At 67.4% G+C, this 25998-nt stretch carries 23 protein-coding genes; 14 read left to right on the top strand and 9 right to left on the bottom strand.

From position 1 onward, the window contains the following. Window positions 1-65 precede the first annotated feature (65 nt). From AC0IZJ_RS25800 to AC0IZJ_RS25745, 12 genes are all read left to right on the top strand, one after another. Window positions 66-656 carry a YqiA/YcfP family alpha/beta fold hydrolase gene (locus AC0IZJ_RS25800; RefSeq protein WP_471854688.1) on the top strand — a complete coding sequence of 197 codons (591 nt, stop codon included), beginning with the start codon at window positions 66-68 and terminating at the stop codon, window positions 654-656. A gap of 18 nt (window positions 657-674) precedes the next feature. Continuing rightward, on the top strand, window positions 675-2708 hold the full coding sequence (locus tag AC0IZJ_RS25795) for a ribonuclease catalytic domain-containing protein (protein WP_471854686.1): 2034 nt from the start codon (window positions 675-677) through the stop codon (window positions 2706-2708). Between the two features lies 1 nt (window position 2709). After that, window positions 2710-3564 carry a cell envelope integrity TolA family protein gene (locus AC0IZJ_RS25790; protein ID WP_471854684.1) on the top strand — a complete coding sequence of 285 codons (855 nt, stop codon included), beginning with the start codon at window positions 2710-2712 and terminating at the stop codon, window positions 3562-3564. A gap of 75 nt (window positions 3565-3639) precedes the next feature. Next, window positions 3640-4455: a shikimate dehydrogenase gene (gene aroE / locus AC0IZJ_RS25785; protein ID WP_471854683.1), complete on the top strand. Its 816-nt coding sequence runs from the start codon at window positions 3640-3642 to the stop codon at window positions 4453-4455. After that, complete coding sequence (mtgA, locus tag AC0IZJ_RS25780) at window positions 4455-5168, top strand: monofunctional biosynthetic peptidoglycan transglycosylase (protein ID WP_471854681.1); 714 nt, start codon at window positions 4455-4457, stop codon at window positions 5166-5168. Before aroE ends, mtgA begins: the two co-directional genes overlap by 1 nt. Then, window positions 5165-5752, top strand: a complete 588-nt coding sequence (locus AC0IZJ_RS25775) for a hypothetical protein (protein WP_471854679.1) — start codon at window positions 5165-5167, stop codon at window positions 5750-5752. Before mtgA ends, AC0IZJ_RS25775 begins: the two co-directional genes overlap by 4 nt. Continuing rightward, entirely contained in the window at window positions 5749-6270 is a 522-nt protein-coding gene (locus tag AC0IZJ_RS25770; protein WP_471854677.1) for a TlpA family protein disulfide reductase, read from the top strand. Before AC0IZJ_RS25775 ends, AC0IZJ_RS25770 begins: the two co-directional genes overlap by 4 nt. Before the next feature lie 108 nt (window positions 6271-6378). Next, the gene (aroQ, locus tag AC0IZJ_RS25765; RefSeq protein WP_471854676.1) at window positions 6379-6828 is read left to right on the top strand and encodes a type II 3-dehydroquinate dehydratase; all 450 of its coding nucleotides are present in this window, start codon (window positions 6379-6381) and stop codon (window positions 6826-6828) included. Between the two features lie 57 nt (window positions 6829-6885). Continuing rightward, window positions 6886-7344 (top strand): acetyl-CoA carboxylase biotin carboxyl carrier protein, encoded by a 459-nt coding sequence (accB, locus tag AC0IZJ_RS25760; protein WP_471854754.1) that lies wholly within the window; start codon window positions 6886-6888, stop codon window positions 7342-7344. A 9-nt stretch (window positions 7345-7353) separates the two neighbouring features. Then, window positions 7354-8703 (top strand): acetyl-CoA carboxylase biotin carboxylase subunit, encoded by a 1350-nt coding sequence (gene accC / locus AC0IZJ_RS25755; RefSeq protein WP_471854674.1) that lies wholly within the window; start codon window positions 7354-7356, stop codon window positions 8701-8703. Then, a complete protein-coding gene (gene prmA, locus AC0IZJ_RS25750; RefSeq protein ID WP_471854673.1) occupies window positions 8700-9596 on the top strand; it encodes a 50S ribosomal protein L11 methyltransferase in 897 nt (298 codons plus the stop codon). The genes accC and prmA overlap by 4 nt, the downstream gene beginning before the upstream one ends. Next, window positions 9593-10537, top strand: a complete 945-nt coding sequence (locus AC0IZJ_RS25745; RefSeq protein ID WP_471854671.1) for a zinc-ribbon and DUF3426 domain-containing protein — start codon at window positions 9593-9595, stop codon at window positions 10535-10537. Before prmA ends, AC0IZJ_RS25745 begins: the two co-directional genes overlap by 4 nt. 110 nt (window positions 10538-10647) lie before the next feature. On the opposite strand, the gene AC0IZJ_RS25740 is transcribed toward AC0IZJ_RS25745, so the two are convergent. From AC0IZJ_RS25740 to AC0IZJ_RS25710, 7 genes are all read right to left on the bottom strand, one after another. Beyond that, window positions 10648-11247, bottom strand: coding sequence for a histone (locus AC0IZJ_RS25740; protein ID WP_471854669.1), 600 nt, complete (start codon window positions 11245-11247; stop codon window positions 10648-10650). Between the two features lie 191 nt (window positions 11248-11438). Continuing rightward, the gene (locus tag AC0IZJ_RS25735) at window positions 11439-12611 is read right to left on the bottom strand and encodes a ribonucleotide-diphosphate reductase subunit beta (protein ID WP_471854667.1); all 1173 of its coding nucleotides are present in this window, start codon (window positions 12609-12611) and stop codon (window positions 11439-11441) included. Window positions 12612-12768: 157 nt separating this feature from the next. Continuing rightward, window positions 12769-15687 carry a ribonucleoside-diphosphate reductase subunit alpha gene (locus tag AC0IZJ_RS25730; protein ID WP_471854666.1) on the bottom strand — a complete coding sequence of 973 codons (2919 nt, stop codon included), beginning with the start codon at window positions 15685-15687 and terminating at the stop codon, window positions 12769-12771. 635 nt (window positions 15688-16322) lie between these two features. Further along, window positions 16323-17768: a sigma-54-dependent transcriptional regulator gene (locus AC0IZJ_RS25725; protein ID WP_471854664.1), complete on the bottom strand. Its 1446-nt coding sequence runs from the start codon at window positions 17766-17768 to the stop codon at window positions 16323-16325. Beyond that, complete coding sequence (locus AC0IZJ_RS25720) at window positions 17765-19429, bottom strand: sensor histidine kinase (RefSeq protein WP_471854663.1); 1665 nt, start codon at window positions 19427-19429, stop codon at window positions 17765-17767. The genes AC0IZJ_RS25725 and AC0IZJ_RS25720 overlap by 4 nt, the downstream gene beginning before the upstream one ends. Continuing rightward, window positions 19422-19667, bottom strand: a complete 246-nt coding sequence (locus tag AC0IZJ_RS25715) for a PP0621 family protein (RefSeq protein WP_471854661.1) — start codon at window positions 19665-19667, stop codon at window positions 19422-19424. The genes AC0IZJ_RS25720 and AC0IZJ_RS25715 overlap by 8 nt, the downstream gene beginning before the upstream one ends. Next, window positions 19664-20527 (bottom strand): cytochrome C assembly family protein, encoded by an 864-nt coding sequence (locus AC0IZJ_RS25710; protein WP_471854660.1) that lies wholly within the window; start codon window positions 20525-20527, stop codon window positions 19664-19666. Before AC0IZJ_RS25710 ends, AC0IZJ_RS25715 begins: the two co-directional genes overlap by 4 nt. A 57-nt stretch (window positions 20528-20584) precedes the next feature. On the opposite strand from AC0IZJ_RS25710, the gene ffh reads away from it, so the two are divergent. Next, window positions 20585-21964: a signal recognition particle protein gene (gene ffh, locus AC0IZJ_RS25705; RefSeq protein WP_471854658.1), complete on the top strand. Its 1380-nt coding sequence runs from the start codon at window positions 20585-20587 to the stop codon at window positions 21962-21964. A 95-nt stretch (window positions 21965-22059) separates the two neighbouring features. Next, window positions 22060-22593 (top strand): hypothetical protein, encoded by a 534-nt coding sequence (locus AC0IZJ_RS25700; protein WP_471854656.1) that lies wholly within the window; start codon window positions 22060-22062, stop codon window positions 22591-22593. 49 nt (window positions 22594-22642) lie between these two features. On the opposite strand, the gene AC0IZJ_RS25695 is transcribed toward AC0IZJ_RS25700, so the two are convergent. Both AC0IZJ_RS25695 and ftsY read right to left on the bottom strand, forming a co-directional pair. Next, window positions 22643-24694 carry a S9 family peptidase gene (locus AC0IZJ_RS25695; RefSeq protein WP_471854654.1) on the bottom strand — a complete coding sequence of 684 codons (2052 nt, stop codon included), beginning with the start codon at window positions 24692-24694 and terminating at the stop codon, window positions 22643-22645. 69 nt (window positions 24695-24763) lie between these two features. Then, the gene (ftsY, locus tag AC0IZJ_RS25690) at window positions 24764-25909 is read right to left on the bottom strand and encodes a signal recognition particle-docking protein FtsY (protein WP_471854653.1); all 1146 of its coding nucleotides are present in this window, start codon (window positions 25907-25909) and stop codon (window positions 24764-24766) included. Between the last annotated feature and the right edge of the window lie 89 nt (window positions 25910-25998).

Here is a 25998-nt window from a genome sequence, read left to right as displayed (position 1 = left end):
CACTGGCGTCAATTGGGTGACGTCACCGTCGCGTCGTAACAAAGCTTCCGAACAAAACTTCCGTCATGGAACTCACGCATCTCATTTATTTACACGGCTTCCGTTCCTCGCCCGGCTCGGCCAAAGCGATGCGCATGGCCGCCTGGGCCGCCGAGCAGACCGGCCTGACCTTCGCCTGCCCGCAGCTGCCACCCTCCCCGCTGGACGCGATGGCGCTCGTCGCCGACATCGTGGCCGGCTGGCCCGAAACCGGCGCCGCGGTCATCGGCAGCTCGCTGGGCGGCTTTTATGCCACTGCGCTGGCCGAGCAGCGGGCCCATCGCGGCTGGCGCGCGGTGGTGCTGAACCCGGCCGTGAACCCGGCGCGCGACCTGGCCCACCACATCGGTGAGCTGACCGCCTGGCACGATCCGACGCTGAAGTTCGACTTCACCGCCCGGCACGTGGCCGAACTCGCCGCGCTGACGCCGCCGGTCACGCTGACGCGACCACTGCGCTACTACGCGCTGATCGCCAAGGGCGACGAGCTGCTGGACTGGCGCGAGATGCTGGCCCGCTATGCCGGCTGCGACGGCAAGCTGCTGGAAGGCAGCGACCATGGGCTGACCGATTTCGAAGACCATCTGCCAGGACTTCTGAAGCACCTGCAAGCCTGAAGCGACAATCCGCCCCATATGTTTGCGCTGTTTGATGATGCCGGGAAATTTCACGCCGGCCGGGTGATGTCGGAGGCCGATGCCTCGCTGCAGGTCGAGCTGGACTCGGGCAAGCGGGTCAAGGTCAAGTCCGCCAATGTGCTGCTGAAGTTCGACAAGCCGGCGCCTGCCGTGCTGCTGAGCGAAGCGCGCGCGCTGGCCGATACCATCGACCTTGATCTGGCCTGGGAGTTCGCGCCCGAAGGCGAGTTCGGCTTTGCCGACCTGGCACGGGACTATTTCGATGCCAAGGCCGGCACCGTGCAGCAGGCCGCCGCGCTGCTGGGCCTGTTCGACGCGCCGCATTACTTCCGCCGTGCCGGCAAGGGCCAGTTCAGGAAGGCGCCCGAGGAGACGGTCAAGGCCGCGCTGCTGGGTATCGAGCGCAAGCGCCAGCAGGCGCTGCAGATCGAGACCTGGGCCGACGAGTTGGCCGCCGGCACCTGCCCGGCGCCCATCCACGACCAGATCTACAAGATTCTCTTCAAGCCCGACAAGAACGGGCCTGAATACAAGGCCGTCGTCGAGGCGGCCAAGCGGTCGCACAAGGCGCCGCTGGACCTGCTGCAGGGCGCCGGCGCCATCACCAGCGCCTACCAGTTCCACTGGAAGCGCTTCCTGTTCGAGAACTTCCCCAAGGGGGCGGGCTTCCCCGCGCTCACTGCGCCGGAGATCAAGGACGAGCTGGCGCTGTCGACCGCGCAGGCCTTCTCCATCGACGACTCGCAGACGACCGAGATCGACGATGCGCTGTCGGTGCAGGGCCTGGGCACGGGCACCGTCACCTTCGGCGTGCACATCGCTGCGCCGGGTCTCGCCATCACGCCGGACTCGCCCGTCGACAAGGTCGCCCGCGAGCGCCTGTCCACTGTGTACATGCCGGGCTGGAAGCTCACCATGCTGCCCGACGACGTCGTGCAGGCCTATACGCTGATCGAGGGCCGCGACTGCCCGGCCGTGTCCATCTACTTCACGCTCGACGAAGCGACGTTGGAGATCAAGACGCGCGAGACGAAGCTGGAGCGCGTGCATATCGCCGCCAACCTGCGCCACGACAAGCTGGACGGCATCGTCACCGACGCCACGCTGTCGGGCGAAGCGCCGGCCGACTACGCCTTTGCGCCCGAACTCGCCTTCACCTGGCGCCTGGCCAGGCACCTGAAGGCGCAGCGCGAGGTGGTGCGCGGCAAGCCGGAGAACTTCAACCGGCCGGACTACAACTTCCGCCTCGTCGGCGAGCGCATGGAGCCGCCCAACGGCACGGAGTCCGTCGAGATCGGCGTGCGCGCCCGCGGCAGCTCGCTGGACCTGATCGTGGCCGAAGCCATGATCCTGGCCAACTCCGCCTGGGGCGGCTGGCTGGCCGAACTGGGCCTGCCGGGCATCTACCGCAGCCAGGCCAGCCTGGCGCCTGGCATCAAGGTGCGCATGGGCACCAAGGCACTGCCGCACGCCGGCATGGGCGTGGCGCAATACACCTGGGCCACCTCACCACTGCGCCGTTATGTCGACCTGGTCAACCAGTGGCAGATCATTGCCTGCGCCCGCCATGGCCGCACGGCGGCACTGGCCGCACCGTTCAAGCCCAAGGACGCGGCGCTGTTCTCCATCATCTCGGGCTTCGAGTCTGCCTACGCGGCCTACAACGGCTTCCAGAACGGCATCGAGCGCTTCTGGACGCTGCGCTACCTCCAGCAGAACGGCACGACCGAGCTGACCGCCACGGTCATGAAGGAAGGCCTCGTCCGCGCGGACGACCTGCCGCTGGTGTTCAAGGCGCTCGGCTGCGAGAACCTGCCGCGTGGCAGCCATGTGAAGGTACGTATCACAGGCCTGGACGAGATGACGCTGGACGTGCATGCCACGCTGATCGAGCGGCTGGATGAGACACCGGCCGCCGCCGAGGAGCCGGAAGGCGAGGACGACGACCTCGAAGCCGCCGCAGCGCCCATCGCGCTGGCCATCGACCTGAACGACAGCCCGAGCGAAGCAGAACCGGCGGCGCAAAGCTGAAATGCGCCGGCTGAGCACCCTGCAGATCGCCCTCGCATGCTCGCTTGGCGCGCATGGTGTTCTGCTCGGCTGGCGCATGGGTTCGCCCGAGTCCTTCAACCGTGTCTTCCAGGACACGCCGCTGGAGGTGGTGCTCGTCAACACGCGTTCCAACGAGATGCCGACCAAGGCCGCCGCGCTGGCGCAGGCCAACCTGGCCGGCGGCGGCAATACCGAAGTGGGCCGGGCCACGTCGCCGCTGCCGCCTGCGCGCCACAGCGAGACCGGCGACGCCGCCGAGGCGCAGAGTTCGCAGATTTCCCAGCTGCAGCAACAGCAGCAGCAACTGCTGACCCAGCTGCGGCGGGACATCGCCCTGCTGCCGCCGCCCGACCCGAGGCGCGAGAAGACCGACTCAGCCGAGCGCGCCCAGGCCGAGAAGCGCCGACAGCTCGTCGACCTGCTCGCCGAGATCGAGAAGCGCGTCAACGAGGAAAGCGCCCGGCCGCGCAAGCGCTACATCAGCCCGGCCACCCGCGAGGTCGTCTACGCGCAGTATTACGACGGCCTGCGCAAGCGCATCGAGGAACGCGGCACGCGCGACTTTCCCGAGGCCCGCGGCAAGAAACTCTATGGCGAGCTGACCATGAACATCCACATCGACCACAAGGGCCGTGTCATCGAGACCGACGTGGTGGCCTCCAGCGGCAACGCGACGCTGGACCGCCGCGCCATCGCCATCGTGGAGGCGGCCTCGCCATTCGGCAACTTCAGCAGGGAGATGCTCAAGGGCGCCGAGGTGCTGGTCATCACGTCGCGTTTCAGGTTCACGCGTGAAGATGGACTGGAAACGACTTTGCAGGGACAAGCGCAATGAGTCACGCACCGCGGCGCCCGAAGGGGCTCATCTCCCGCTTGGCGGGACAGCGCGAAGCGCGAAGGGTGCACCAGGATGACTGATCGATATGCCGTCGTCGGCAACCCCGTGGCGCACAGCCGCTCGCCGGCCATCCACGCGATGTTTGCGGAGCAGACGGGGCAGGCGCTGACCTACGAACGCCTGCTGGCGCCGCTCGACGGCTTCGAGGCGACCTTGCGCGAGTTCGTTGCCGCAGGAGCCAAGGGCTGCAACATCACCGTGCCCTTCAAGTTCGACGCCTACGCACTGGCCGCTGTGCGCACCGAGCGCGCGCAACTCGGCGGCGCCGTGAACGCGCTGCGCTTCGACGCTGGCGGTTGGACGGGCGACAACACCGACGGCGCCGGCCTCGTCAACGACATCCAGCGCAACGCCGGCCGCTCGCTGGCCGGCCTTCATGTGCTGCTGGTGGGCGCCGGCGGCGCGGCGGCGGGCGTTCTGGGCAGTCTGATCGCAGCCGGGCCGGCGCAGATCACCATCGTGAATCGCACCGTCGACAAGGCACAGGCGCTGGTTGCCAGTCACGCCCACCTCGGTGTGGTCCTTGCTGCCGAAACCCTGGCCAATGCACCAGGCGCCCAGGACATCGTCGTCAACGCCACCAGCACCAGCCTGGCCGGCGCGGCCTCGCCGGTCGACGCCCGCGTGCTGAAGCCCGGCAGCCTGGCGCTGGACATGATGTACGGCCCCAAGGCGCAGGGCTTCCTCGACTGGGCCGCCGCCCACGGTGCCGAGCCGCGTGACGGCCTGGGCATGCTCATCGAGCAGGCGGCCGAGGCCTTCTTCTTCTGGCGCGGCGTACGGCCCGACACGGCACCGGTGCTCAAGGCGATGAGGACGTTGCCGTGATGCGCCACGCCGGCCGATTGATCGCGGTACTGGCCTTGGCCGTGCTGTGCCTGCAGCTCTGGTTTGCCGGCCGCATCGCGCTGATGAATGTGCTCGCACCGCAGTCCACCAGCTTCCAGCGCAGCGAGGCCATCCGGCTGATGAGCGAGAAGCAGCAGGTCGCCTGGGCTCAGGCCTGGGTGAACGATGACCAGTTGCCCAGGACGCTCAAGCGCGCCGTCATCGCCAGCGAGGACGACGGCTTTGCCGAGCATGGCGGCGTCGACTGGGACGCGCTGAAGAAGGCCCGCAAGAAGAACGAGAAGGCGCAGGCCCGCGCCGAGGCACGCGGCAAGGGCGTGGCCAAGGTCATCGGTGGCTCGACGATCACGCAGCAACTGGCCAAGAACCTCTTCCTGTCCGGCGAGCGCACGCTGCTGCGCAAGGGCCAGGAACTCATCCTCACGCTGATGCTGGAAGCGCTGCTGAGCAAGCAACGCATCCTGGAGATCTACCTGAACAGCGTCGAGTGGGGCGAAGGCCTGTTCGGCGCCCAGGCAGCGGCACGCCACTACTTCCGCATGGACGTGTCCCGTCTCGGCGCCTTCGAAGCCGCACGGCTGGCCGTCATGCTGCCGGCGCCCAAGCGCTTCGAGCGCCAGCCGGGCTCGGCCTACGTCATCAATCGCGCCAGCCTCATCGTCGGCCGCATGAACAGCGCCCAAGTGCCATGACAGACCTGACCGAGGAAATCGCCGCCGCCGCCGCACGCCTGATCGTCGACGAGGGCATGGACTGGGGCCCTGCCAAGCAGCGCGCTGCGCGTGACCTGGACGCCCCCCGCGCCGCCCTGCCCAGCAACGACGAGGTGGAGGCCGCCGTGCGCGAGCACATCGCCATCTTCCACGCCGAAACCCAGCCGGCCGAGCTGCGCGCACTGCGCGAGCTGGCCGCGCAGTGGATGGCGCGGCTGGCGGAGTTCCGCCCGCACCTGGCCGGCGCCGTCTGGCGCGGCACGGCCACGCGTCTGTCCAACATCCACCTGCAGCTCTACTGCGACGACAGCAAGGCCGCCGAGATCGCACTGCTGGACCGCGGCGTGGACTTCGACGTGGCCGAAACCAAAGGCCCGCGAGGCCGATCCGTCGACATGCTTGTGCTGGACGCCCCCTGCCCGGCGCTGCAGGAACGGGTCACGATCTGCCTGAGCATCCTGGATTTCGACGACCTGCGCGGCGCGCTCAAGCCGGATGCGCGCGGGCTGACCGAACGCGGCGACCTCGCCGCACTGCAAAACCTGCTGGAAGCCGCCGAATGAAACCCGTCACCCGCCGCCTCATCCTCGCGGGCGCTGGCATCGGCGCCGCAGCGCTCGGCGCCTCCGTTGCCTGGCGCAAGCTGAACCCTCCCGTCGCCTCGCCCGTCGCCCAGGCCTTTTGGGCGCGTCGCTTTGCGGGCTTGGACGGCGCGGAGTTGGACGTCGCCCGCTGGCGCGGCAAACCGCTGCTCGTCAACTTCTGGGCCACCTGGTGCCCGCCCTGCGTCAAGGAGCTGCCGGAGATCAACCAGTTCTACAACCAGGCCAAAGCCAAGGGCTGGCAGGTACTGGCTCTGGCAGTGGACCAGGCCGAGCCGGTGAAGGCCTTCCTGAAGAGGCAGCCGCTGGACTTCGCCGTCGCCCTGGCTGGCCCTGAAGGCCTGGGACTGGTGCGAGAACTGGGCAATCCGGCCGGTGGCCTGCCCTTCACCGTCGTCTTTGACGAGACCGGGGAGATCAGTTGGCGCCGGCTCGGCGTTACGCGGCTGGAAGATCTTCAAGCGCTGCTAACTTCTTGAGAATTACCCTATCCGAAGCGGAAACCGGCGGCAAAAAGCGTAAAGTTCGCCCTTCCTCAATTTAGTGGCGGTTCTCTAGACCGATCAGGCCCAGCGCCCGCCACGTGTTTGATGCAAATTCTTGTCCTGCACGGCCCCAACCTCAATCTGCTCGGCACCCGCGAGCCGGAGGTGTATGGCGCGCAGACCCTGGCCGAGATCGACGCTGAACTGAGCGCGATCGCCGCCGATGCCGGCGCCAAGCTGGTGAGCTTCCAGAGCAACCATGAGGGGAGCCTGGTTGACCGCATCCAGGCCGCGCGTGGCGATGGCACGCGCTTCATCGTCATCAACCCGGCCGCCTACACGCACACCAGCGTGGCCATCCGCGACGCGTTGGCCGGCGTTGCCCTGCCCTTCATCGAAGTCCACCTGTCCAACATCCACCGCCGTGAGCCCTTCCGCCATCACAGCTACCTCAGCGACCTGGCGGTCGGTGTCATTTGTGGGTTGGGCGCCAACGGCTACCGCCTGGCGCTGCGCCACGCCCTCGAATCGTTGGGAGCCACCGGCGCCTGAGAGCAGTCGGTGGCTTTCCTTTCTTCCCCCACAACAACAACATAGCCTGGAGCCATGATGGACCTGCGCAAGCTCAAGACCCTGATCGACCTGGTCTCGGAATCGAACATCTCCGAATTGGAAATCACCGAGGCCGACGGGAAGGTCCGCATCGTCAAGGCTGACCCCGCTGCCGTCGCCGCCCAGCCGGTCTACGCCGCCGCCCCGGCCGCGCCAGTTGCCGCCGCGCCAGCGCCCGCACCGGCCGCCGCCGCCGCTCCGGCCGCTGCACCGGTCGAAACCGGCCACATCGTCAAGTCACCGATGGTCGGCACCTTCTATCGCGCCTCCGGCCCGAACGCCAAGCCCTTTGGCGAGGTCGGTCAGCAGATCAAGGAAGGCGAGCCGATCTGCATCATTGAAGCGATGAAGATCATGAACGAGATCGAAGCCGACAAGAGCGGCACGATCACCAAAATCCTGTGCGAGAACGGGCAGGCGGTCGAGTTCGGACAGCCGCTGTTCGTGATCGAGTAAGGACTTCTGATGTTCAAGAAGGTCCTCATCGCCAACCGGGGCGAGATCGCTCTCCGGATTCAACGAGCGTGCCGTGAACTCGGCATCAAGTCGGTCGTCGTCTACTCGGAAGCCGACCGCGACGCCAAGTATGTGAAGCTGGCCGACGAAGCCGTCTGCATCGGACCGGCGCCGTCGGCCCAAAGCTACTTGAGCATGCCGGCCATCATCGCCACGGCCGAGGTCACCGACGCCGAGGCCATCCACCCCGGCTACGGCTTCCTCAGCGAGAACGCCGACTTCGCCGAGCGCGTCGAGCGCAGCGGCTTCACCTTCATCGGCCCGACGCCTGAGTCCATCCGCATGATGGGCGACAAGGTCTCCGCCAAGCAGGCCATGATCCGCGCCGGCGTGCCCTGCGTGCCGGGCTCCGAGGGCGCGCTGCCCGAGGACCCGAAGGAAATCATCAAGATCGCCCGCTCCGTGGGCTACCCCGTCATCATTAAGGCGGCCGGCGGCGGTGGCGGGCGCGGCATGCGTGTCGTGCACACCGAGGCGGCCCTGGTGCATGCGGTGCAGACGACGCGCGCCGAAGCCGGTGCGGCCTTCGGCAACCCCGAGGTCTACATGGAGAAGTTCCTGGAGAACCCACGCCATGTGGAGATCCAGATCCTGGCTGACACCTTCAAGAACGCCGTCTGGCTGGGCGAGCGCGACTGCTCCATGCAGCGCCGTCACCAGAAAATCATCGAAGAGGCGCCGGCACCCGGCATCCCCCGCCGCACGATCGAGAAGGTGGGCGACCGCTGCGCCGCCGCCTGCAAGAAGATGGGCTATCGCGGCGCCGGTACCTTCGAGTTCCTGTACGAGAACGGCGAGTTCTTCTTTATCGAGATGAACACGCGCGTGCAGGTGGAGCATCCGGTCACCGAGATGGTGACTGGCATCGACATCGTGCAGCAGCAGATCAAAATTGCCGCCGGCGAGAAGCTGCCGTTCACGCAGCGCCAGATCGAGTTGCGCGGCCACGCGATCGAGTGCCGCATCAACGCGGAAGACCCGGTCAAGTTCATCCCCTCGCCCGGCCGCATCACGATGTGGCACGCGCCCGGCGGCCCCGGCGTGCGCGTGGATTCGCATGCCTACACGAATTACTTCGTGCCGCCGAACTACGACAGCATGATCGGCAAGATCATCGTCCACGGCGACACGCGCGAGCAGGCGCTGGCCCGCATGCGCATCGCGCTGAGCGAGACGGTGGTCGAAGGCATCCAGACCAACATCCCGCTGCACCGCGAGCTGATGGCGGACGCGAAGTTCATCGAGGGCGGCACGTCCATCCATTACCTCGAAGGCTGGATGGCTGCCCACAAGCGATGAGCAATCTCTTCGAACTGGCCCTGGTCTGCCGCGAGGCCGACGTCGAAATCGTCAGCGATGCGCTGATGGAGATCGACGCGCTCGCGGTGTCGGTCGAGGATGCCGACGCGGACACCGACGCCGAACACGCCTTGTTCGGCGAACCCGGCATGCCGGCTCCAGCCGCCGGTTGGGAGCGCTCGGTCGTCAAGGCGCTCTTCCCGTCGGAGCCCGAGGCCACCGAGGCGGCGACGCTGATCCTGGCGCAGGACTGGGCAGCAGACATCCACGTGCAAGCCATCCAGGCCGTGCCCGAGCAGGACTGGGTGCGACTCACCCAAAGCCAATTCGCGCCAGTCGAGATCACGCCCGAGTTCTGGATCGTGCCGAGCTGGCACCAGGCGCCGCCGCAAGCGCTACGTGTCATGCGACTGGACCCTGGCCTGGCCTTCGGCACAGGCACGCATCCGACGACGCGGATGTGTTTGCGGTGGATTGCAACGCGCGGCGAGGCCTGGAATCGAGTACTGGACTACGGTTGCGGCTCCGGCATCCTGGCCATCGGCGCGGCCTTGCATGGCGCGACGAACATCGACGCGGTCGACATCGACCGTGCGGCCGTCACTTCGTCGCGCGACAACGCGACGGCCAATGGCGTGGCGTTGAATCCTGGGTTGCCTGATCTGGCGAAAGGCGAGTACCCGCTGGTCATCGCCAATATCCTCGCCATACCGCTGAAGCTGCTCGCGCCGCTGCTCAGCGCCCACGTCGCGCCGGGCGGCCATTTGATCCTCGCGGGCATATTGAGCCGCCAAGCGGACGAGTTGAAGGCAGCTTACGCCCCGTGGCTGGCGCTGGACGTCAGCGATGAAGAGGACGGCTGGATCTTGATGACGGCCCGGCGCCCCGAATGAGCCTGGCGACGCGCTGCACGGCCTGCGGCACGATCTTCCGGGTCGTCGAGGACCAACTACGCGTCTCGGACGGCTGGGTACGCTGCGGTCGATGCGCCGAGATCTTCGATGCGCGCGAATTGCTGTTCGACATTGAACAGGAAGCGCCGCCGCCCTGGCCTGCTGCCTTTACGCCTGAGCCGGTCATCGAGCCGCCGCCTGCGCCACCACCGCCGCCACATGAACCGCTGTGGATGCCGCCGCCCGAACCGGAACCCGAGCCGCGCGCCGAGGCGCTACCGACCGGCTGGCCCAGCGAGATTGCCCGGCAAGAACCGCGCTGGGTTGATGAACCTCAGGAACGACCGTCCGTCCCGGCAGCCCCGCCGACGCCGCTTCCCGAACCGGCGCCTCTCATTGCCGAACCCTTGGCCGCCCCGGCGCCGGCGGTCGTGCCGGAATTCATGCGCCGCGCGCAAAGCACGGCGCGCTGGAACCGGCCGCAAGTCCGTATGGCGCTGAGCGGTGGGGCCGCGCTGCTGGCCCTGCTGCTCGCCCTGCAGGTCACGCTGCATTTCCGCGACGCGCTTTCAGCGCTGCACCCGCCGTTGCGTGACACGCTTCGAGGTCTGTGCGGCCTGTTCCGCTGCGAGGTCCGGCCCTGGCTGCGCCCGGAAGCGCTCAAGGTCGAGTCGACTTCACTGACGCCAATTGATGGCAGCAACAGCTACAAGTTGACCTTGACTCTCAGCAACCTCGCGAATGTCGCCGTCGCCGCACCATGGATCGACCTGCGACTGACCGACGCAAGCGGCGCGTTGCTCGCCCGTCGGGCGTTCGAGCCCAGTGCCTTGAACCCCCAACTGCAAGAAATTCCCGCTCTGTCGGAGCAATCCCTGTCTTTCACCTTCCGCGCAGCCGGCCAAGTGAGCGGCTACCAAGTGGACGCCTTTTATCCCTGAACCCGGGCGACGTCGCATCGCGACCCGCCAATAAAAAACCCGGCACCGCAGAGCGGGCCGGGTTTCGCGAGTGCAGGAACGGGCGGCGAACCACCCGCTCAGACAAGCGCTTAGGGCTTGTTGCCCGTGGGGAAGGGCCACGCAGCTTGGGGGCTCAGCGCTGTCTTGGCCGCAGGAGCGGTCGCAGCAGCAGCAGGCTTGGCCGCAGGGGCAGGCTTGGCTGCCGCCTTCTTCGGTGCAGCGGCCTTCTTGGCAACAGGCTTGGCAGCGGCCTTCTTGGCCGGAGCGGCAGCCTTCTTGGCCGGAGCAGTAGCCTTCTTGGCTGGAGCGGCCTTCTTCGCCGGAGCAGCAGCCTTCTTGGCCGGAGCGGCAGCCTTCTTGGCCGGAGCAGCCTTCTTGGCCGGAGCAGCCTTCTTTGCCGGAGCAGCAGCCTTCTTGGCCGGAGCAGCCTTCTTGGCCGGAGCGGCCTTCTTAGCCGGAGCGGCCTTCTTAGCCGGAGCAGCAGCCTTCTTGGCCGGAGCGGCCTTCTTGGCCGGAGCGGCAGCCTTCTTGGCCGGAGCAGCCTTCTTGGCCGGAGCAGCGGCCTTCTTGGCCGGAGCAGCAGCCTTCTTGGCCGGAGCGGCCTTCTTCGCAGCAGTCTTCACCGGGGTAGCGGCGGCCTTCTTGGCCGGAGCCTTCTTCGCAGTTGCCATGGTTTTCTCCTTGATCAAGTGGAAAAGTCACCGTCCCGCACGGACCGGTCCGTGCGGATACGGCTATTCACCGCCCGAGAGTCGCCCAGGAGGAGCGCCTCGATACGGTGAATGGGATCGCCATGCAGCCCCGCCACGTCTAGCGTGTTGATGCGGGTTTCGCTCGGTGACTGCATTGGCCAGGTCTTGATCTTGTGATGGCTGGGAGGTCAGTCCCAGCTCAGTGCCCCGCCTGATTGATACTCGATGACGCGGGTCTCGAAGAAGTTGCGTTCCTTCTTCAAGTCGATCATCTCGCTCATCCAGGGGAAGGGGTTTTCTTCGTTGGGGAACAGCGCTTCGAGGCCGATCTGCACCGCACGACGATTCGCAATGAAGCGCAGATAGCCCTTGAACATCGAGGCGTTGAGGCCGAGCACGCCGCGCGGCATCGTGTCCTCGGCGTAGCGGTATTCCAGCTCGACCGCCTTCAGAAACAGCGCCTTGATCTCGGCCTTGAACTCGCTCGTCCACAGGTGCGGGTTCTCGAGCTTGATCTGGTTGATCAGGTCAATGCCGAAGTTGCAGTGCATGGACTCGTCGCGCAAGATGTACTGGTACTGCTCGGCAGCACCTGTCATTTTGTTCTGGCGGCCCATCGCCAGGATCTGCGTGAAGCCGACGTAGAAGAACAGGCCTTCCATCAGGCAGGCAAAAACGATCAGGCTCTTCAGCAGCGTCTGGTCGTTCTCCGGCGTGCCGGTGTGGAAGTGCGGGTCCATGATCGCGCCGATGAAGGGGATCAGGAACTCGTCCTTGTCACGGATGGACTGGACTTCGTTGTAGGCGTTGAAGATCTCGCTTTCATCCAGTCCCAGCGACTCGACGATGTACTGGTAGGCGTGCGTGTGGATCGCTTCCTCGAAGGCCTGACGCAGCAGGAACTGGCGGGCTTCGGGCGCCGTGATGTGGCGGTAGGTGCCCAGCACGATGTTGTTGGCAGCCAGCGAGTCGGCGGTGACAAAGAAGCCAAGGTTGCGCTTGATGATGCGGCGCTCGTCTTCGGTCAGGCCGTTGGGGTCCTTCCAGAGCGCGATGTCGCGGCTCATGTTCACTTCCTGCGGCATCCAGTGATTGGCGCAGGTGGCGAGGTACTTCTCCCAAGCCCACTTGTACTTGAACGGCACCAGCTGATTCACATCAGTCTGGCCGTTGATGATGCGCTTGTCGGCAGCCTTCACCCGGCGTGCGGTAACGGGTTCGCCAGACAGTTGGGGAGCGGGGACAGAGACGCTGGCAGCTCCGTGCAAAGACGCCGATGCTGGCGTCGCCGAAGGCATGGCCGCGAGAGGCTTCGCAGTGTGGGTATCAGTGGACTTCAGGTCTTCGTCCCAATCCAGCATGGTGTCTTTCCTATCACTTCGAATTATCGGTAGCCCTTGAGCAAATCAACAAGGTCTGGCTACAGCTATTTGCGTCTATCGCGCAATGTTTGTTGCGCGTGGGCATCGAAACACGATGCACCAACTTGTCTATACAAGTTGGCGCCGCTGCCTCAACTCACTGACAGGCTTCGCAATCGGGGTTGTCGATCGAGCAGAACTTCATGTCTGTCGCCGGCAGTTCGGGCTCGACGACGGCGACCGGCGCGACTGGCGTTGCCGCCATCGCTGCGGTGCTGTTGGACACCGAGTTCAGCTGACCCGAGCGCGTGACCGTGCTCTTCTCGGCCTGGGTCGCGCTGGTGGTGCGAAGGTAGTAGGTCGTCTTCAAACCGCGCTGCCATGCAAGCTTGTAGGTCTCGTCGAGCTTCTTGCCCGATGCGCCGGCCATGTAGATGTTCAGGCTCTGCGCCTGGTCGATCCACTTCTGGCGGCGTGCGCCGGCTTCGATCAGCCACACGGTGTCGACCTCGAAGGCCGTGGCGTACAGCGCCTTGATCTCCTCGGGCACGCGGTCGATGCGGCGCAGCGAGCCGTCGAAGTGCTTGAGGTCCATGACCATCACGTCGTCCCACAGGCCCAGTGCCTTCAGGTCGCGCACCAGCGATTCGTTGATGACGGTGAACTCGCCCGACAGGTTGGACTTCACCGACAGGTTGCCGAAGCAGGGCTCGATGGACGCGTCCACGCCGATGATGTTGGAGATGGTCGCCGTCGGGGCGATGGCCACGCAGTTGCTGTTGCGCATGCCGAAGGTGGCGATGCGGCCGCGCAGCGCGTCCCAGTCCAGCGTCATCGAGCGGTCCACGTCGACATAGCCGCCACGGGCCTCAGCCAGCAGGTCGAGCGAGTCGATCGGCAGGATGCCGCGGTCCCACAGGGAGCCCTTGTACGAGGAGTAGCGGCCGCGCTCTTCGGCCAGTTCGGTCGAGGCCCAGTAGGCGTGATAGCAGACCGCTTCCATCGAGCGGTCGGCGAAATCGACGGCCGCTTGCGACGCATAAGGCGTGCGCAGTTGGTACAGCGCATCCTGGAAGCCCATGATGCCCAGACCGACCGGCCGGTGGCGCAGGTTGGAGTCACGCGCCTTCTTGACGGCGTAGTAGTTGATGTCGATGACGTTGTCGAGCATGCGCATCGCCGTGCGCGTCGTCTTCTTCAGCTTGGCGTGGTCGATCTGGCCATCCTTGATGTGCTGGGCCAGGTTGACGGAGCCGAGGTTGCAGACGGCAATCTCGCTATCGTTGGTGTTCAGCGTGATCTCGGTGCACAGGTTGGACGAGTGCACGACGCCCACATGCTGCTGCGGGCTGCGCACATTGCACGCGTCCTTGAACGTGATCCAGGGATGGCCCGTCTCGAACAGCATCGACAGCATCTTGCGCCAGAGGTCCTTGGCGGGCATGCGCTTGAAGAGCTTGATCTCGCCGCGATCGGCCTTGGCTTCATAGGCCGTGTAGGCGACTTCGAAGGGCTTGCCGAACAGGTCGTGGAGGTCCGGGCATGTGGAGGGGCTGAACAGCGTCCAGTCGCCACCTTCGAGCACGCGGCGCATGAACAGGTCGGGAATCCAGTTCGCCGTGTTCATGTCGTGCGTGCGGCGGCGGTCGTCGCCGGTGTTCTTGCGCAGGTCCAGGAACTCTTCGATGTCCAGATGCCAGGTCTCAAGATACGCGCAGACGGCGCCCTTGCGCTTGCCGCCCTGGTTCACGGCGACGGCCGTGTCGTTGACGACCTTCAGGAAAGGCACGACGCCTTGCGACTTGCCGTTGGTGCCCTTGATGTGCGAGCCGAGCGCCCGCACCGGCGTCCAGTCGTTGCCCAAACCGCCGGCGAACTTGCTCAACAGCGCGTTCTCCTTCAGCGCCTCGTAAATGCCGTCCAGGTCGTCGGCCACCGTCGTCAGGTAGCAGCTCGACAGCTGCGAGCGGCGCGTGCCGGCGTTGAACAGCGTCGGCGTGCTGGACATGAAGTCGAAGCTGGACAGCACTTCATAGAACTCGATGGCGCGCGCTTCGCGGTCGATCTCGCCAAGCGCCAGGCCCATGGCCACGCGCATGAAGAAAGCCTGCGGCATCTCGATGCGCTCGTCGGCGATGTGCAGGAAGTAGCGGTCATACAACGTCTGCAGGCCGAGGTAGTCAAATTGCAGATCGCGTTCAGCCTTCAGCGCGGCACCCAGACGAGCCAGGTCGTACTGGCCCAGCTTCTCGTCCAGCAACTCGGCCTTGATGCCCTTCTTGATATAGCCAGGGAAGTACTCGGCGTAGCGCGTGGTCATCTCGCCGTGCAGCACTTCGCCGCCCAGGATCTCGCGGCGGATGGTGTGCAGCAGCAGCCGGGCCGTCGCGCGGCTGTAGCCGGGGTCCTTCTCGATCAGCGTGCGCGCAGCCAAGATGGCGGCCTTGTAGACCTCGTCGATGGCGACGCCGTCGTACAGGTTGCGCTGGGTCTCGGCCAGCACCGGGTCAGGCTTCACATCGGCGCCGAGGTTCTCGCAGGCCGAGGTGATCAGCGACTTCAGCTGGGCCAGATCCAGCGGGCGGCGCTCGCCACGGTCCACCACCATCAGCGCCGGCTCGGCGGCACGGCTGGCTTCACCTTGGGCGGCACGCTCCTGCGTGCGGCGTTCGCGGTAGAGCACGTAGGCGCGGGCCACCTCGTGGTTGCTGCTGCGCATCAGGCCAAGTTCGACCTGGTCCTGCACGTCTTCAATGTGGAAGGTGCCGCCGCTCGGGCGCGAGCGCAGCAGGGCGCGCACGACGTTCTGCGTCAGCTGCTCGACCGTCTCGCGCACGCTGGCCGACGCCGCGCCGCTGGTGCCGTGCACGGCCAGGAAGGCCTTCATGAGTGCGACTGCGATCTTGCTCGGTTCGAACGAGACCACGGCGCCGTTGCGGCGAATGATCTGGTAGGCCTGGTAGCTCGACGCCGTGGGGGCGATGAGGGCTTGCGCGTCGGATCCAAACGCAACCGGGGATACCGAGGAAAGCGCGGGAGTGGCGGTTGCCTGGCCCGTGACGGCTTCATGCAGCATGAGGGAATCCTTATCGAGAAAATCTGGAAATAGCGGGCAAATGCGCGGCAGCAACCCTTGGGAGGGCCGGCGCATATTGCGTTGCGTCAATGGGGGTATTTCGTCCCTGCCGGTCCATTGCCCGACCGGCATTCCGGCTGGGTCCACGGGTTCGTTGCTGCGGGCGGCGGGCCACGTCAAACAGCGAATCCGAGGGGAAGGTCATGGGTGCGACTGGGTTAGCAGGATATCACGAAGGGACACTATATCTATGGCTTGCGCCCCTCTCAACCACTACCCCTAGTGTCAAACCCTGGCCGCGATTTCACTGGACAAACGCCCTATGCGCGCCGTTGCCCGATCACATCGGGGGTGCTTGCGCTAGGCCCGCATGAGCACTGGGCTGGCGGGCCGAACCTGCCCGCAAAGCCGCGCCGATGCTGGGGTTTCACGCGGCGCCGCGCACATCGCGAAGGATTCAAGCAGGGCAAATCCCGAGGTGTCACGAAGCGTATGAGTTCGCGGGCCGAGCGCCGGGCCGCTCCCAAGCCGGCCCGCCTGGCGATGTGCGCGGCTCAATGCCGCAAGCATCGCCGTCCCCTCGGGGGACCGACCAGGCTTGTCGGCGTTCAGCCGGCGCAAGACTGGGCGAGGGGCTAGTTATCCCCGGCTGAGATCGCCAACCGAGCCATGCGGTACCGGATCTGCCGCAGCGACAAGCCCAGGCTGGCCGCAGCCGCCGTACGGTTGAAGCGGTGCAGTTCCAGCGCGCGCAGCAGGATGGCTCGCTCGACCTCGTCGAGATAGCGCGCCAGGTCGCTGGGCAACTGCTCGGGCAGCGACAGCCCTTCGGCCACCGGCGCGCCAGCGATGGGCGTCGCCAGCGCCGCAAACTGCGACTCGCTGCGGTCCTCATCCAGCAGCGTGTCGGGCAGGCCGAGGTCGCCAGCGTCGATCCACTCGCCGCCGGCCAGGGCCAGCGCGCGGTGCAACAGGTTCTCCAGCTCGCGCACATTGCCGGGGAAGGCATAGCGGGACAGGGTCTGCAGCGCGTCGCTGGTGAGCCGAGGCGTGGGCGACACGCCCGCATCCTGGGCGATGCGGGCCAGCACGCGGGCACCGATCAGGGCCAGGTCCTCCAGCCGCTCACGCAAGGGCGGTACGCGGATCTGGATGACGTTGAGGCGATAGAACAAGTCCTGGCGGAAGCGGCCGGCGGCCACTTCCGCACCCAGGTCCTTGTGCGTCGCGCTGAGGATGCGCACGTTGATCGCCGTCTCGGCCGTCGCGCCGACCGGGCGCACCGAGCGCTCCTGGATGACACGCAGCAGCTTGCTCTGCATGGCCAGCGGCAGGTCGCCGATCTCGTCGAGGAAAAGCGTGCCGCCATCCGCCGCCTGGAAGAAACCCTCGCGGTCCTCGTTCGCGCCGGTGAAGGCGCCCTTGCGGTAGCCGAAGAACTCGGCCTCCAGCAGGTTCTCGGGAATGGCGCCGCAGTTCACCGCGACGAAGCGCCCGCCGACGCGCGCGCCATGGTCGTGGATGGCGCGCGCCACCAACTCCTTGCCGGTACCCGACTCGCCCTGCACCAGCACTGGCGCCATGCTGCGCGCCACCTTGTCGATCAGCGAGCGCACCGCGCGGATGGCGGGCGACTCGCCCACCAGACGCAGTGCAGTCGCCGCCGCAGCGCCCGACTCGGCAGCCGCCGGCGAGGGCTCAGGCGCCACGCGTCCCAGTGCCGACGCGACGACGAGGCGGAACTGGCGCAGGTCCACCGGTTTGGTCAGGTAGTCGAAGGCGCCGGCCTTCAGCGCCTCGACGGCGTTCTCGGCCGAGCCAAAGGCCGTGATGACGATGGCCTTCTCCGGCCGCGCTGCCTGCTCCAGCCAGCGCAGCACGGACAGGCCGGAGCCGTCGGGCAGGCGCATGTCGGTGATGACCGCGCTGTACTGCTCCGCCTGCAGGTGGGCCAGCGCCTCTGCCACCGAGCCGGCGCTGTCGATCTCATAGCCCTCGCGCAGCAAGGTCAGCTCGTAGAGCGTGCGCAGGTCGGGCTCGTCGTCGACGACCAGCAGGCGCGCAGGCGTGGCAGCGTTCATATGACCTTGGAGGTGGGCGTGCACAGACGCAGGCAGAACTCGTTGGCCGCCGCGTCGCCAGCGCGGCGGTACTCGATGCGGGCGCCATGGCGCTCGCACAGCTCCCGGCAAATATAGAGGCCCAGGCCCGAGCCGCGGCTGCGCGTCGAGAAGAAGGGTTCGAAGAGATGGCGCTCCACGTCCGGCGGCACCGGCGGGCCGGCGCTGCGCACGACCAGGTCCAGCACATCGCCGTCGGCTGCCAAGCTGACGCGCACCGCACCGGCACCGTCGTCGGCATGGCGCAGCGCGTTGTCCAGCAGGTTGACCAGCACGCGGCGCAGATGCTCGGGGTCGAACAGTGCCAGCAGCCCGGGCGCCGCGATCTGTAGCTGGAAGCGGCTTTGCGCTCCCCCATCCAGGCCGTTGACGACGACCCAGTCCACGCAGGTCTCGTGCACGAGCTCACTGGCGTCCAGCGCCTGCGTGTCCGGCTGCACGCCGGGCGCCACTTCGGTGACGTCGTCGACGAGGCGCTTGAGCCGCTGCACGTTGGACGCCACCATCTTGCTCAGCTGCTCGGCGCGCGTGCCGACCACGTCCTCCGAGATCAACGCATTGGCCTGGGCGATGGCCGCCAGCGGGTTGCGGATCTCATGCGCGATGCCCGCCGACACGCGGCCCATGGCGGCCAGTTTCTCCTGCCGCGTGCGGGCGAGCAACTCGCGGTTGTCCTCGACGAACAGCACGCACAGCTCCTCGCTGCCCTCGCGCTGGCGCGTGAAGCGAAGACGCAATCTCAGGCTGCGATTGACGCCGTTCTCCAGCGACAGCGCGACGTCGATCTCGACTCCGCTACCGCCGGCGTAGGCGCGCTCCAGGGCCAGCACCAGCGGCTGCCAGTCGCCACGGCCGCGCAGCTGCCAGCTCAGCTCGCCGCTGGCCGCACCCAGCAGCGTGCGCGCCGCCGGGTTCATCGCCCGCACGCGGCCGCGCCGGTCGACGACCAGCACGCCCTCCTGCATCTCGTCGATGACCAGGCGGTTCAACAGCTCCTGCTGGCGGGCCAGCGCCAGGCTGCCGCGCGCCGCCTTCTCTTCGCGGGCCAGGCGCGCACTCAGCTCGCCGGCCAGCAGGCTGACAGCGAACAGGCCGCCGCCCACCAGCCCGGCCTGCGTCGTCTTCAGGCCCACGTCGACGCCCAGCAACATCGACCAGGCCGCTGCGCCCAGCAGGCCCAGCGTCGCCATCGCCGCAGTCGCCAGCGCCAGCCGGCGCGGGCTCAGCACGGCCGCCATCAACACCGGCATGACGAAGAGGGCGCCGTAGTTCACGCCGCTCGGGTCCAGCGCATGCAGCACGCCAAACAGGATCAGATCGACGCCGATGGCGCCCCACCAGTGCGGGCTGCTGATGCGCGCCAGGCTGCGCGCCGACGCGCCGCGCCGCAACTGAGGCAGCAGCCACAGCGCGATCGCAGCGACGGCATAGGAGGCGCTCAGTCCCATCGTCGAGCGCGCCGGCGGCGCCGCCAGCACAGAGGCGATCAGCTGCGCGCCGATCAGCGCTAGGCCGAGAGCAGCGCGCGCGGCGAGGAATGCGCGGTAGAGGCGGTCGAAGCTGACGCTGCTCTCGGCCGGCTCGGCCGGCGGGGACTCGACGAACCAGCTGGCGTCAGCCACCCAGCCGGGCCTCGTGACTGTTGCGGTGGGCCGTGCTGCAGAACACGCCGCCCTTGCCCGGCAGGGCTTCGTCGGCAGGCAGATGCATGCCGCATTCCGCGCAGCGCAGCATGGACTGCGGCGTGGGCTGCGCGGGCGGCGGCGGTTTGCGCGCCTCGGGCTCGCGCGGCCGTCCTCGCTTGAAGCCGATCATGAAAATGAGCAGCGCCAGCACGGCCAGCAGCAGCACATACTTCATGCGCCCCCCCCGTTCAGGCCGCGCTGCAGGATGACCTCGAACACGAAGCGCGAGCCGGCATAGGACAGCAGCAACAGCCCCGCGCCGGCATACAACCAGCGCGTGGCGCGGCGGCCGCGCCAGCCGTAGATGCGCCGGCCCACGAGCAGGCCGGTCAGCACCAGCCAGCCCAGCACGGCGAGCAGGTTCTTGTGGTCCCAGCGCCAGGTCGGCGTGAACCACCAGCCGAGCAGGATGGCCAATGACAGCACGCCCACGCCGGCGGCGACGAAATTGAAGGTCAGCCGCTCCAGCTGCAGCAGCGGCAGGCCACCCGGCGTCGCCTGCTTGTGGCGCAGGCGGCTCTCGGCACGGTTCATCAGCGCCGCATGCAGCACGGCCACGCCGAAGAGGCCGTACGACGCCAGCCCCAGCACCCAGTGCAGCGGCGCCCAGGGCGAAGCGGCCAGCGGCCGGCTCTCGCCGGGGAAGCTCCAGGCCAGCAGCACGGCAGCTGCCGCCAACCAGGCCAGCACACGGCGCACGCTGTGCAGCGGCAGGAAGCGGCTTTCGATCAGATACACCGTCAGCACCAGCCAGGTCGTCATCGACAGCGCCGGCGCGAAGCCGAAGCGCGCGCCCGGCGTGGCCAGGCCGAAGCCGCTGATATCGATGAAAAGGGCGACGAACTGCGCCGTCCAGGCCAGGGCCATGGGCGGCACCGAGCGCAGCGGCGGGCGCGTCGACGTCTCTGTCTCGCCGGCGCGGGCGCGCAGCAGGCCGACCCAGACATAGCCCAGCAGCGCCAGGCCGCTGGCGACGGCCAGCGCGACGCCCGGCCCCACGGCGGCGCCTCCCAGGGGAGCGGGCGATAAACTCATGGGTCGCAGTGTACTTTTGGCCTCCACCGTTCTGGCGGACCGGCCCTCTCCTATCCCATGGCTTCCAACCTCACCGACCGCCTGAGTCGCCTCGTCAAGACGATGCGCGGGCAGGCCCGCATCACCGAGACCAATGTGCAGGACATGCTGCGCGAGGTGCGCATGGCCCTGCTGGAGGCCGACGTGGCCCTGCCGGTCGTGCGCGACTTCATCGCCCGCGTGAAGGAGAAGGCGCTCGGCCAGGAGGTCGTCGGCTCGCTGAACCCCGGCCAGGTGCTGGTGTCGGTCGTCCACAAGGAACTGGCCGCGACGATGGGCGAGGGCGTGGCCGACATCAACCTCGCCGCCCAGCCGCCTGCGGTCATCCTGATGGCCGGCCTGCAGGGCGCCGGCAAGACGACGACGACGGCCAAGCTCACCAAGCACCTGATCGAGAAGCGCAAGAAGAAGGTGCTGACGGTCTCCGCCGACGTCTACCGCCCAGCCGCCATCGAGCAGCTGAAGACGGTGACCCGGCAGGCCGGCGGCGAATGGTTCCCGTCCGAACCGAACCAGAAGCCGCGCGACATTGCCCTTGCCGCGTTGGACCACGCGAGGCGCCACTACTTCGACGTGCTGCTCGTCGACACGGCCGGCCGCCTCGCCATCGACGACGTGCTGATGGCCGAGATCAAGGAGCTGCACGCGGTGCTGAACCCGGTCGAGACGCTGTTCGTCGTCGACGCGATGCAGGGCCAGGATGCGGTCAACACGGCCAAGGCCTTCAAGGAAGCGCTGCCGCTGACCGGCGTCATCCTGACCAAGCTGGACGGCGACTCGCGCGGTGGCGCGGCGCTGTCGGTGCGCCAGATCACCGGCGCGCCGATCAAGTTCGCGGGTGTCTCGGAAAAGATCGACGGCCTGGAGGTCTTCGACGCCGACCGCCATGCCGGCCGCGTGCTCGGCATGGGCGACATCGTCGCCCTGGTCGAGCAGGTCACCGCCAATGTCGACATGGCTTCGGCGCAGGCCATGGCCGAGAAGCTCAAGAGCGGCAGCGGCTTCGACCTGAACGACTTCCTGACGCAGATCGCGCAGATGAAGAAGATGGGCGGCCTGGGCGGCCTGATGGACAAGCTGCCGCAGAACATGATGGGCAACAAGCAGCCCGGCCAGGCCGACATGGACCGCGCCGAGCGCGACATGAAGCGCATGGAAGGCATCCTGCGCGCGATGAGCGCCAAGGAGCGCTCCCACCCCACGCTGCTGATGGACGGCAAGAGCAAGGCCAGCCGCAAGCGCCGCATCGCGGCGGGTGCCGGCGTGCAGATCCAGGACGTCAACCGCCTGCTGAACCAGTTCGACCAGATGCAGCAGATGATGAAGAAGATGAAGGGCGGCGGCCTCATGAAGATGATGAAGCGCATGGGCGGCATGAAGGGCCTGCCGGGCATGTGACGCCCAGCCGGGTCCTGGTGGAAACACCTGACCCCCACGCTTGAAGGCTGGTTGCGCATGGTCAAGCCGTGGCAACGCCGCTACCGTCGCGCGCCATGCTGAACCTCCATCTTCCCAGCGCCGTCGGCGCCTGGCTGAGCCGCTTCACCAAACCCGTCGGCACCCGCGGGGTCGACCTTGGCGACACCGTCGTGCGCTGGCCGCCCACCGCCGCGCGAGTACTGGCGAGCGCGGAGCGGCATGCCCACAAATGCATCGCTCATGCCTTGGCGATGGAGCACCCGAAAGGCTTCCTGCTCGCGCATGTGCCGCTGCACAAGCTGGTGCGCGTACCGGCGCATTCCTATCGCGAGTGGCTGTCACGCACGGGGCTGCTGACGGTGGACTTTGCGCTCTGCGACGAGCATGGTGTCGTGCGCTCGGTCGTGCTCATGCCGGCTGCCGACGAGCAGGCCCGGCACGCACGCAAGCGCGAGCGCCTGCTGCGCGTGCTGGCGGCCACCGAGCTGACAGTCACGCAGTGGCAGCGCGAATGGCAGAGCGGCGAGGCCGAGCAGTTGAGAGAAACGCTGTTCCCCAAACTGCGCGGCGCCGGCTACTACGCCGACACGCCGCACGCCGGGCACTGAAGCCCCGTCCAAGGCGGGCCGGCTCGGCGCGCGGCCCGCAAACTCGGACCTATTTCTTCTCCGAAGCCGCCTTCAGGCCCGGCAGGAAGTCGGCGCCGTGCGCGATCTGCGCGGTCGACTGGCGCACCGTCTCGCCCAGCGGCTCGACGCGGCCGCCCAGGCAGTTGCCCAGGAAGGTCTCGGCAATCGCATTGAAGCCGATGCGGTTGTTGGGCTTGGCGAAGCCGTGGCCCTCGTCCGGGTAGACCACATAGGTGACCGGGATGTTCTTGGCCTGCATCGCCTGGACGATCTGGTCCGACTCCGCCTGCTTCACGCGAGGGTCGTTGGCGCCCTGGCCGATGAGCAGCGGACGCACGATCTGGTCGGCCTTGTACAGCGGCGACGCAGCGCGCAGGATGGCCTTGCCCTCGTCGGTCGTCGGGTCGCCCATGCGGCTGTACATCTGCTTCTTGCCGGCTTCCCAGTAGGCCGGAATGGTGCCCAGCAGGGTTTCGAGATTGGACGGCCCGACGATGTCCACCGCGCAGGCGAACGTTGTCGGCGTGAAGGCCACGCCGGCGAGCGCCGCATAGCCGCCATAGCTGCCGCCCATGATGGCCACCTTGTCGCTGCTCGTGACGCCCTGTTTGACAGCCCAGTTCACGGCGTCGATCAGGTCGTCGTGCATGGCCAGGCCCCATTGCTTGTTGCCGGCGTTCAGGAACTTCTTGCCGAAGCCGGTGGAGGCTCGGAAGTTCACCGACAACACCGCATAGCCCCGGTTGGCCAGCCACTGATGGGTGCCGTTGTAGCCATGGCCGTCACGGCCCCAGGGGCCGCCGTGCACGAGCAGCACCATGGGCACGGCCTGTTCGGGTTTGCCGTCGCCGTTCTTGTCGGCACCCTGCGGCAGCGTCAGGTAGCTGGGCAGCGTCAGGCCGTCGCGGGCCTTGATCTCGACCGGATGCATGGCCACCAGCGGCGCGTTCTGCAGCTCGGGGCGGGCGATGTACAGCGCCGTCAGCTTTTTCGCCTTGCGGTCGTACAGGTAGGTGGCGGACACCTTGGAGACCGGGTCGATGCCGACGATCCACTTGTCGTCGGCGCGCGTGCGGCTGGCGACGAAGACCTCGCCCTTGCCGAGTTGCTGCTGCAGCCAGTCGAAATCGGCCTTGAGCCCCTTGTCGACGAAGTGCCATTCGGTGGTCAGGTAGTCGACCGCATAGGCCTGCACCTCGCCGGTGACGGTGTTGCGCAGCGTCTGCCCGAGGTCCGCTCGGGCGTCCTGGGCGATCAGCTTGCGCTGGCCGGTGGCGGTGTCCTCGGCGAACACGGCTGTGGTGTCGCGGTCGCGCGAATCCCGCCAGTACAAGGTCTTGCCGTCGGCGGTGTAGCCGATCGGGCCGGTGGCGTTGTCTTCCAGGCTGGTGCTCAGGAAGGCCTTGTCGGCGACCACGCCGTCCTTGACCTGAAAGTAGTCCGTGCCGCCAGCGGCGTTGGGGCGGGCGCCCAGGCGCACCTGCAGGTCGTCGTCGGTTTCGAAGCCGGCAAAGCCGTCGCCCTTCATGACCAGCTTCAGCTCGCCGGTCTTCAGGTTGAGCAGGTGCACATCGTGCCAGCGCGGGTCGCGGTTGTTGATGCCGACCAGCACTTCGTCCACGCGCTTGCGCGAGCCGCCCATCATGCGCACGCGCACCTTGTCGAAGGGCGTGTAGTCGCGCTGCGCGCCGGTCTTCACGTCCACGCCGTAGAGGCGGAAGTTCTCGTCGCCGGCGGTGTCCTTGACGAACAGCAATTGCTCGCTGTTGCCCGACCAGAAATGGCCGGGGATGGGGCGGTCCTTGGAATCGGTGACGGCCTTGGCGGCTTCCGGTTTGTCGGCCGGCGCGACCCAGACATTCATCACGCCGTTCACCGGCGCCATCCACGACAGCCATTGGCCGTCGGGGCTCAGCTGCGCGCCGGCCTTGACCGGGTTGCCGAACAGCGCGGCGCGCGGGATCAACGGCGTGTCGCCCACGGTGATGGCGGTCTTGCGGGCGTCGGCAGCGAGCGCGCTCATGGGCAGCGCGGCGGCGAGCGCCAGGGTCAGCGGAAGCAGAAGCTGGGTACGGGACATGCGGACCTCTAACGGTTGGACGAGCCGGCAGCATAGGCAGTCCGACGGCCCATGCCATCGGTCAGGGTCCTACTCCAGCAGCGCTCGCGCGAACTCCCGTGCGCTGAAGGTCTCCAGGTCTTCCAGCTTCTCACCCACGCCGATGAAGTAGACCGGCACGGGCCGCTCGCGCGCGATGGCCGCCAGCACGCCGCCCTTGGCCGTGCCGTCGAGCTTGGTGACGATCAGCCCCGTCAGGCCCAGCGCCTCGTCAAAGGCCTTGACCTGGTTCAGCGCGTTCTGGCCGGTGTTGCCGTCCACCACCAGCAGCACCTCGTGCGGCGCGCCTTCCTGGGCCTTGTTGATGACGCGCTTGATCTTCTTCAGCTCCTCCATCAGGTGGACCTGCGTCGGCAGGCGGCCGGCGGTGTCGGCAATGACGACATCGGCGCCGCGTGCGCGGCCAGCGGTGACGGCGTCAAAGCTCACCGCCGCCGGGTCGCCGCCCTCCTGGCTGATGATCTCGACCTTGGCCCGGTCGGCCCACACGCCGAGCTGCTCTCGCGCCGCCGCGCGGAAGGTGTCGGCCGCCGCTAGCAGCACTTTCTGGTCGGCCTCGGCCAAGTGGCGGGTCAGCTTGCCGATGCTGGTCGTCTTGCCGGCGCCGTTGACACCTACGACCATCATGACGGTGGGCGAATGGCGCCCCACTTCCAGGCCCTTTTCCAGCGGCGCCAGCAGCTCGGCCAGCGCGTCGATCAGCAGCGCGCGGACGGCCTGCGGGTCGCTCGCCCTGGCGTCCTTGACGCGGCGCTTCAGGTCGTCGAGCAGGAACTGCGTGGCCCTGACACCGGCATCCGCCATCAGCAGGGCCTCTTCCAGCTCCTCGTAGAGCTGGTCGTCGATCTGCGTACCGGTGAAGACGCCGGCAATGCTGCTGCCGGTCTTGCGCAGGCCGGCGCGCAGGCGGTCGAGCCAGCCCTGGCGCGGGGCCTCGACGGGTTCCGGCGCTGGAGCCGGCGCGGGCGGCGGCGGGGCGCTGAGCCGGACAGGCGCTGGCGCGACGGGAGCGGAAACCGGCGCGACCGGGACCGCGACAGGCGCGGGTGCAGGCGCAGCAACCGCAGCAGGCGGGGGTGGCGGGCTGGCCGGCTTGGTGACCCACCCTTCGGGCAGCAGGATGGGCGCTTCGTCTTCGGCGGGAGCGGAAGTCGTCTTCTTGAAGAAACTGAACATATGGCGGGCATTTTCGCCTGCTGTCGCGATAACCCTGACCTGACCGCTTCTCGCACGCGCTTGATTTTTTCCGGCATGGAACCGGGTGA

The organism is Roseateles sp. AC306 (assembly GCF_979253795.1).
The sequence above is the reverse complement of the archived record's forward strand: the minus strand, read 5'-3'. Positions and strand labels throughout refer to the sequence as shown.

Bases quoted from the DNA above. Each gene is read 5' to 3' on its own strand.
- AC0IZJ_RS25775 (WP_471854679.1), top strand. From the start codon at position 5,165: ATGACAGACCTGACCGAGGAAATCGCCGCCGCCGCCGCACGCCTGATC.
- AC0IZJ_RS25700 (WP_471854656.1), top strand. From the start codon at position 22,060: ATGCTGAACCTCCATCTTCCCAGCGCCGTCGGCGCCTGGCTGAGCCGC.
- accB (WP_471854754.1), top strand. From the start codon at position 6,886: ATGGACCTGCGCAAGCTCAAGACCCTGATCGACCTGGTCTCGGAATCG.
- AC0IZJ_RS25730 (WP_471854666.1), bottom strand. From the start codon at position 15,687: ATGCTGCATGAAGCCGTCACGGGCCAGGCAACCGCCACTCCCGCGCTT.
- AC0IZJ_RS25695 (WP_471854654.1), bottom strand. From the start codon at position 24,694: ATGTCCCGTACCCAGCTTCTGCTTCCGCTGACCCTGGCGCTCGCCGCC.
- ftsY (WP_471854653.1), bottom strand. From the start codon at position 25,909: ATGTTCAGTTTCTTCAAGAAGACGACTTCCGCTCCCGCCGAAGACGAA.
- AC0IZJ_RS25795 (WP_471854686.1), top strand. From the start codon at position 675: ATGTTTGCGCTGTTTGATGATGCCGGGAAATTTCACGCCGGCCGGGTG.
- AC0IZJ_RS25735 (WP_471854667.1), bottom strand. From the start codon at position 12,611: ATGCTGGATTGGGACGAAGACCTGAAGTCCACTGATACCCACACTGCG.
- prmA (WP_471854673.1), top strand. From the start codon at position 8,700: ATGAGCAATCTCTTCGAACTGGCCCTGGTCTGCCGCGAGGCCGACGTC.
- AC0IZJ_RS25790 (WP_471854684.1), top strand. From the start codon at position 2,710: ATGCGCCGGCTGAGCACCCTGCAGATCGCCCTCGCATGCTCGCTTGGC.
- ffh (WP_471854658.1), top strand. From the start codon at position 20,585: ATGGCTTCCAACCTCACCGACCGCCTGAGTCGCCTCGTCAAGACGATG.
- AC0IZJ_RS25800 (WP_471854688.1), top strand. From the start codon at position 66: ATGGAACTCACGCATCTCATTTATTTACACGGCTTCCGTTCCTCGCCC.
- accC (WP_471854674.1), top strand. From the start codon at position 7,354: ATGTTCAAGAAGGTCCTCATCGCCAACCGGGGCGAGATCGCTCTCCGG.
- mtgA (WP_471854681.1), top strand. From the start codon at position 4,455: ATGCGCCACGCCGGCCGATTGATCGCGGTACTGGCCTTGGCCGTGCTG.
- AC0IZJ_RS25725 (WP_471854664.1), bottom strand. From the start codon at position 17,768: ATGAACGCTGCCACGCCTGCGCGCCTGCTGGTCGTCGACGACGAGCCC.
- AC0IZJ_RS25745 (WP_471854671.1), top strand. From the start codon at position 9,593: ATGAGCCTGGCGACGCGCTGCACGGCCTGCGGCACGATCTTCCGGGTC.
- AC0IZJ_RS25710 (WP_471854660.1), bottom strand. From the start codon at position 20,527: ATGAGTTTATCGCCCGCTCCCCTGGGAGGCGCCGCCGTGGGGCCGGGC.
- AC0IZJ_RS25770 (WP_471854677.1), top strand. From the start codon at position 5,749: ATGAAACCCGTCACCCGCCGCCTCATCCTCGCGGGCGCTGGCATCGGC.
- aroE (WP_471854683.1), top strand. From the start codon at position 3,640: ATGACTGATCGATATGCCGTCGTCGGCAACCCCGTGGCGCACAGCCGC.
- AC0IZJ_RS25715 (WP_471854661.1), bottom strand. From the start codon at position 19,667: ATGAAGTATGTGCTGCTGCTGGCCGTGCTGGCGCTGCTCATTTTCATG.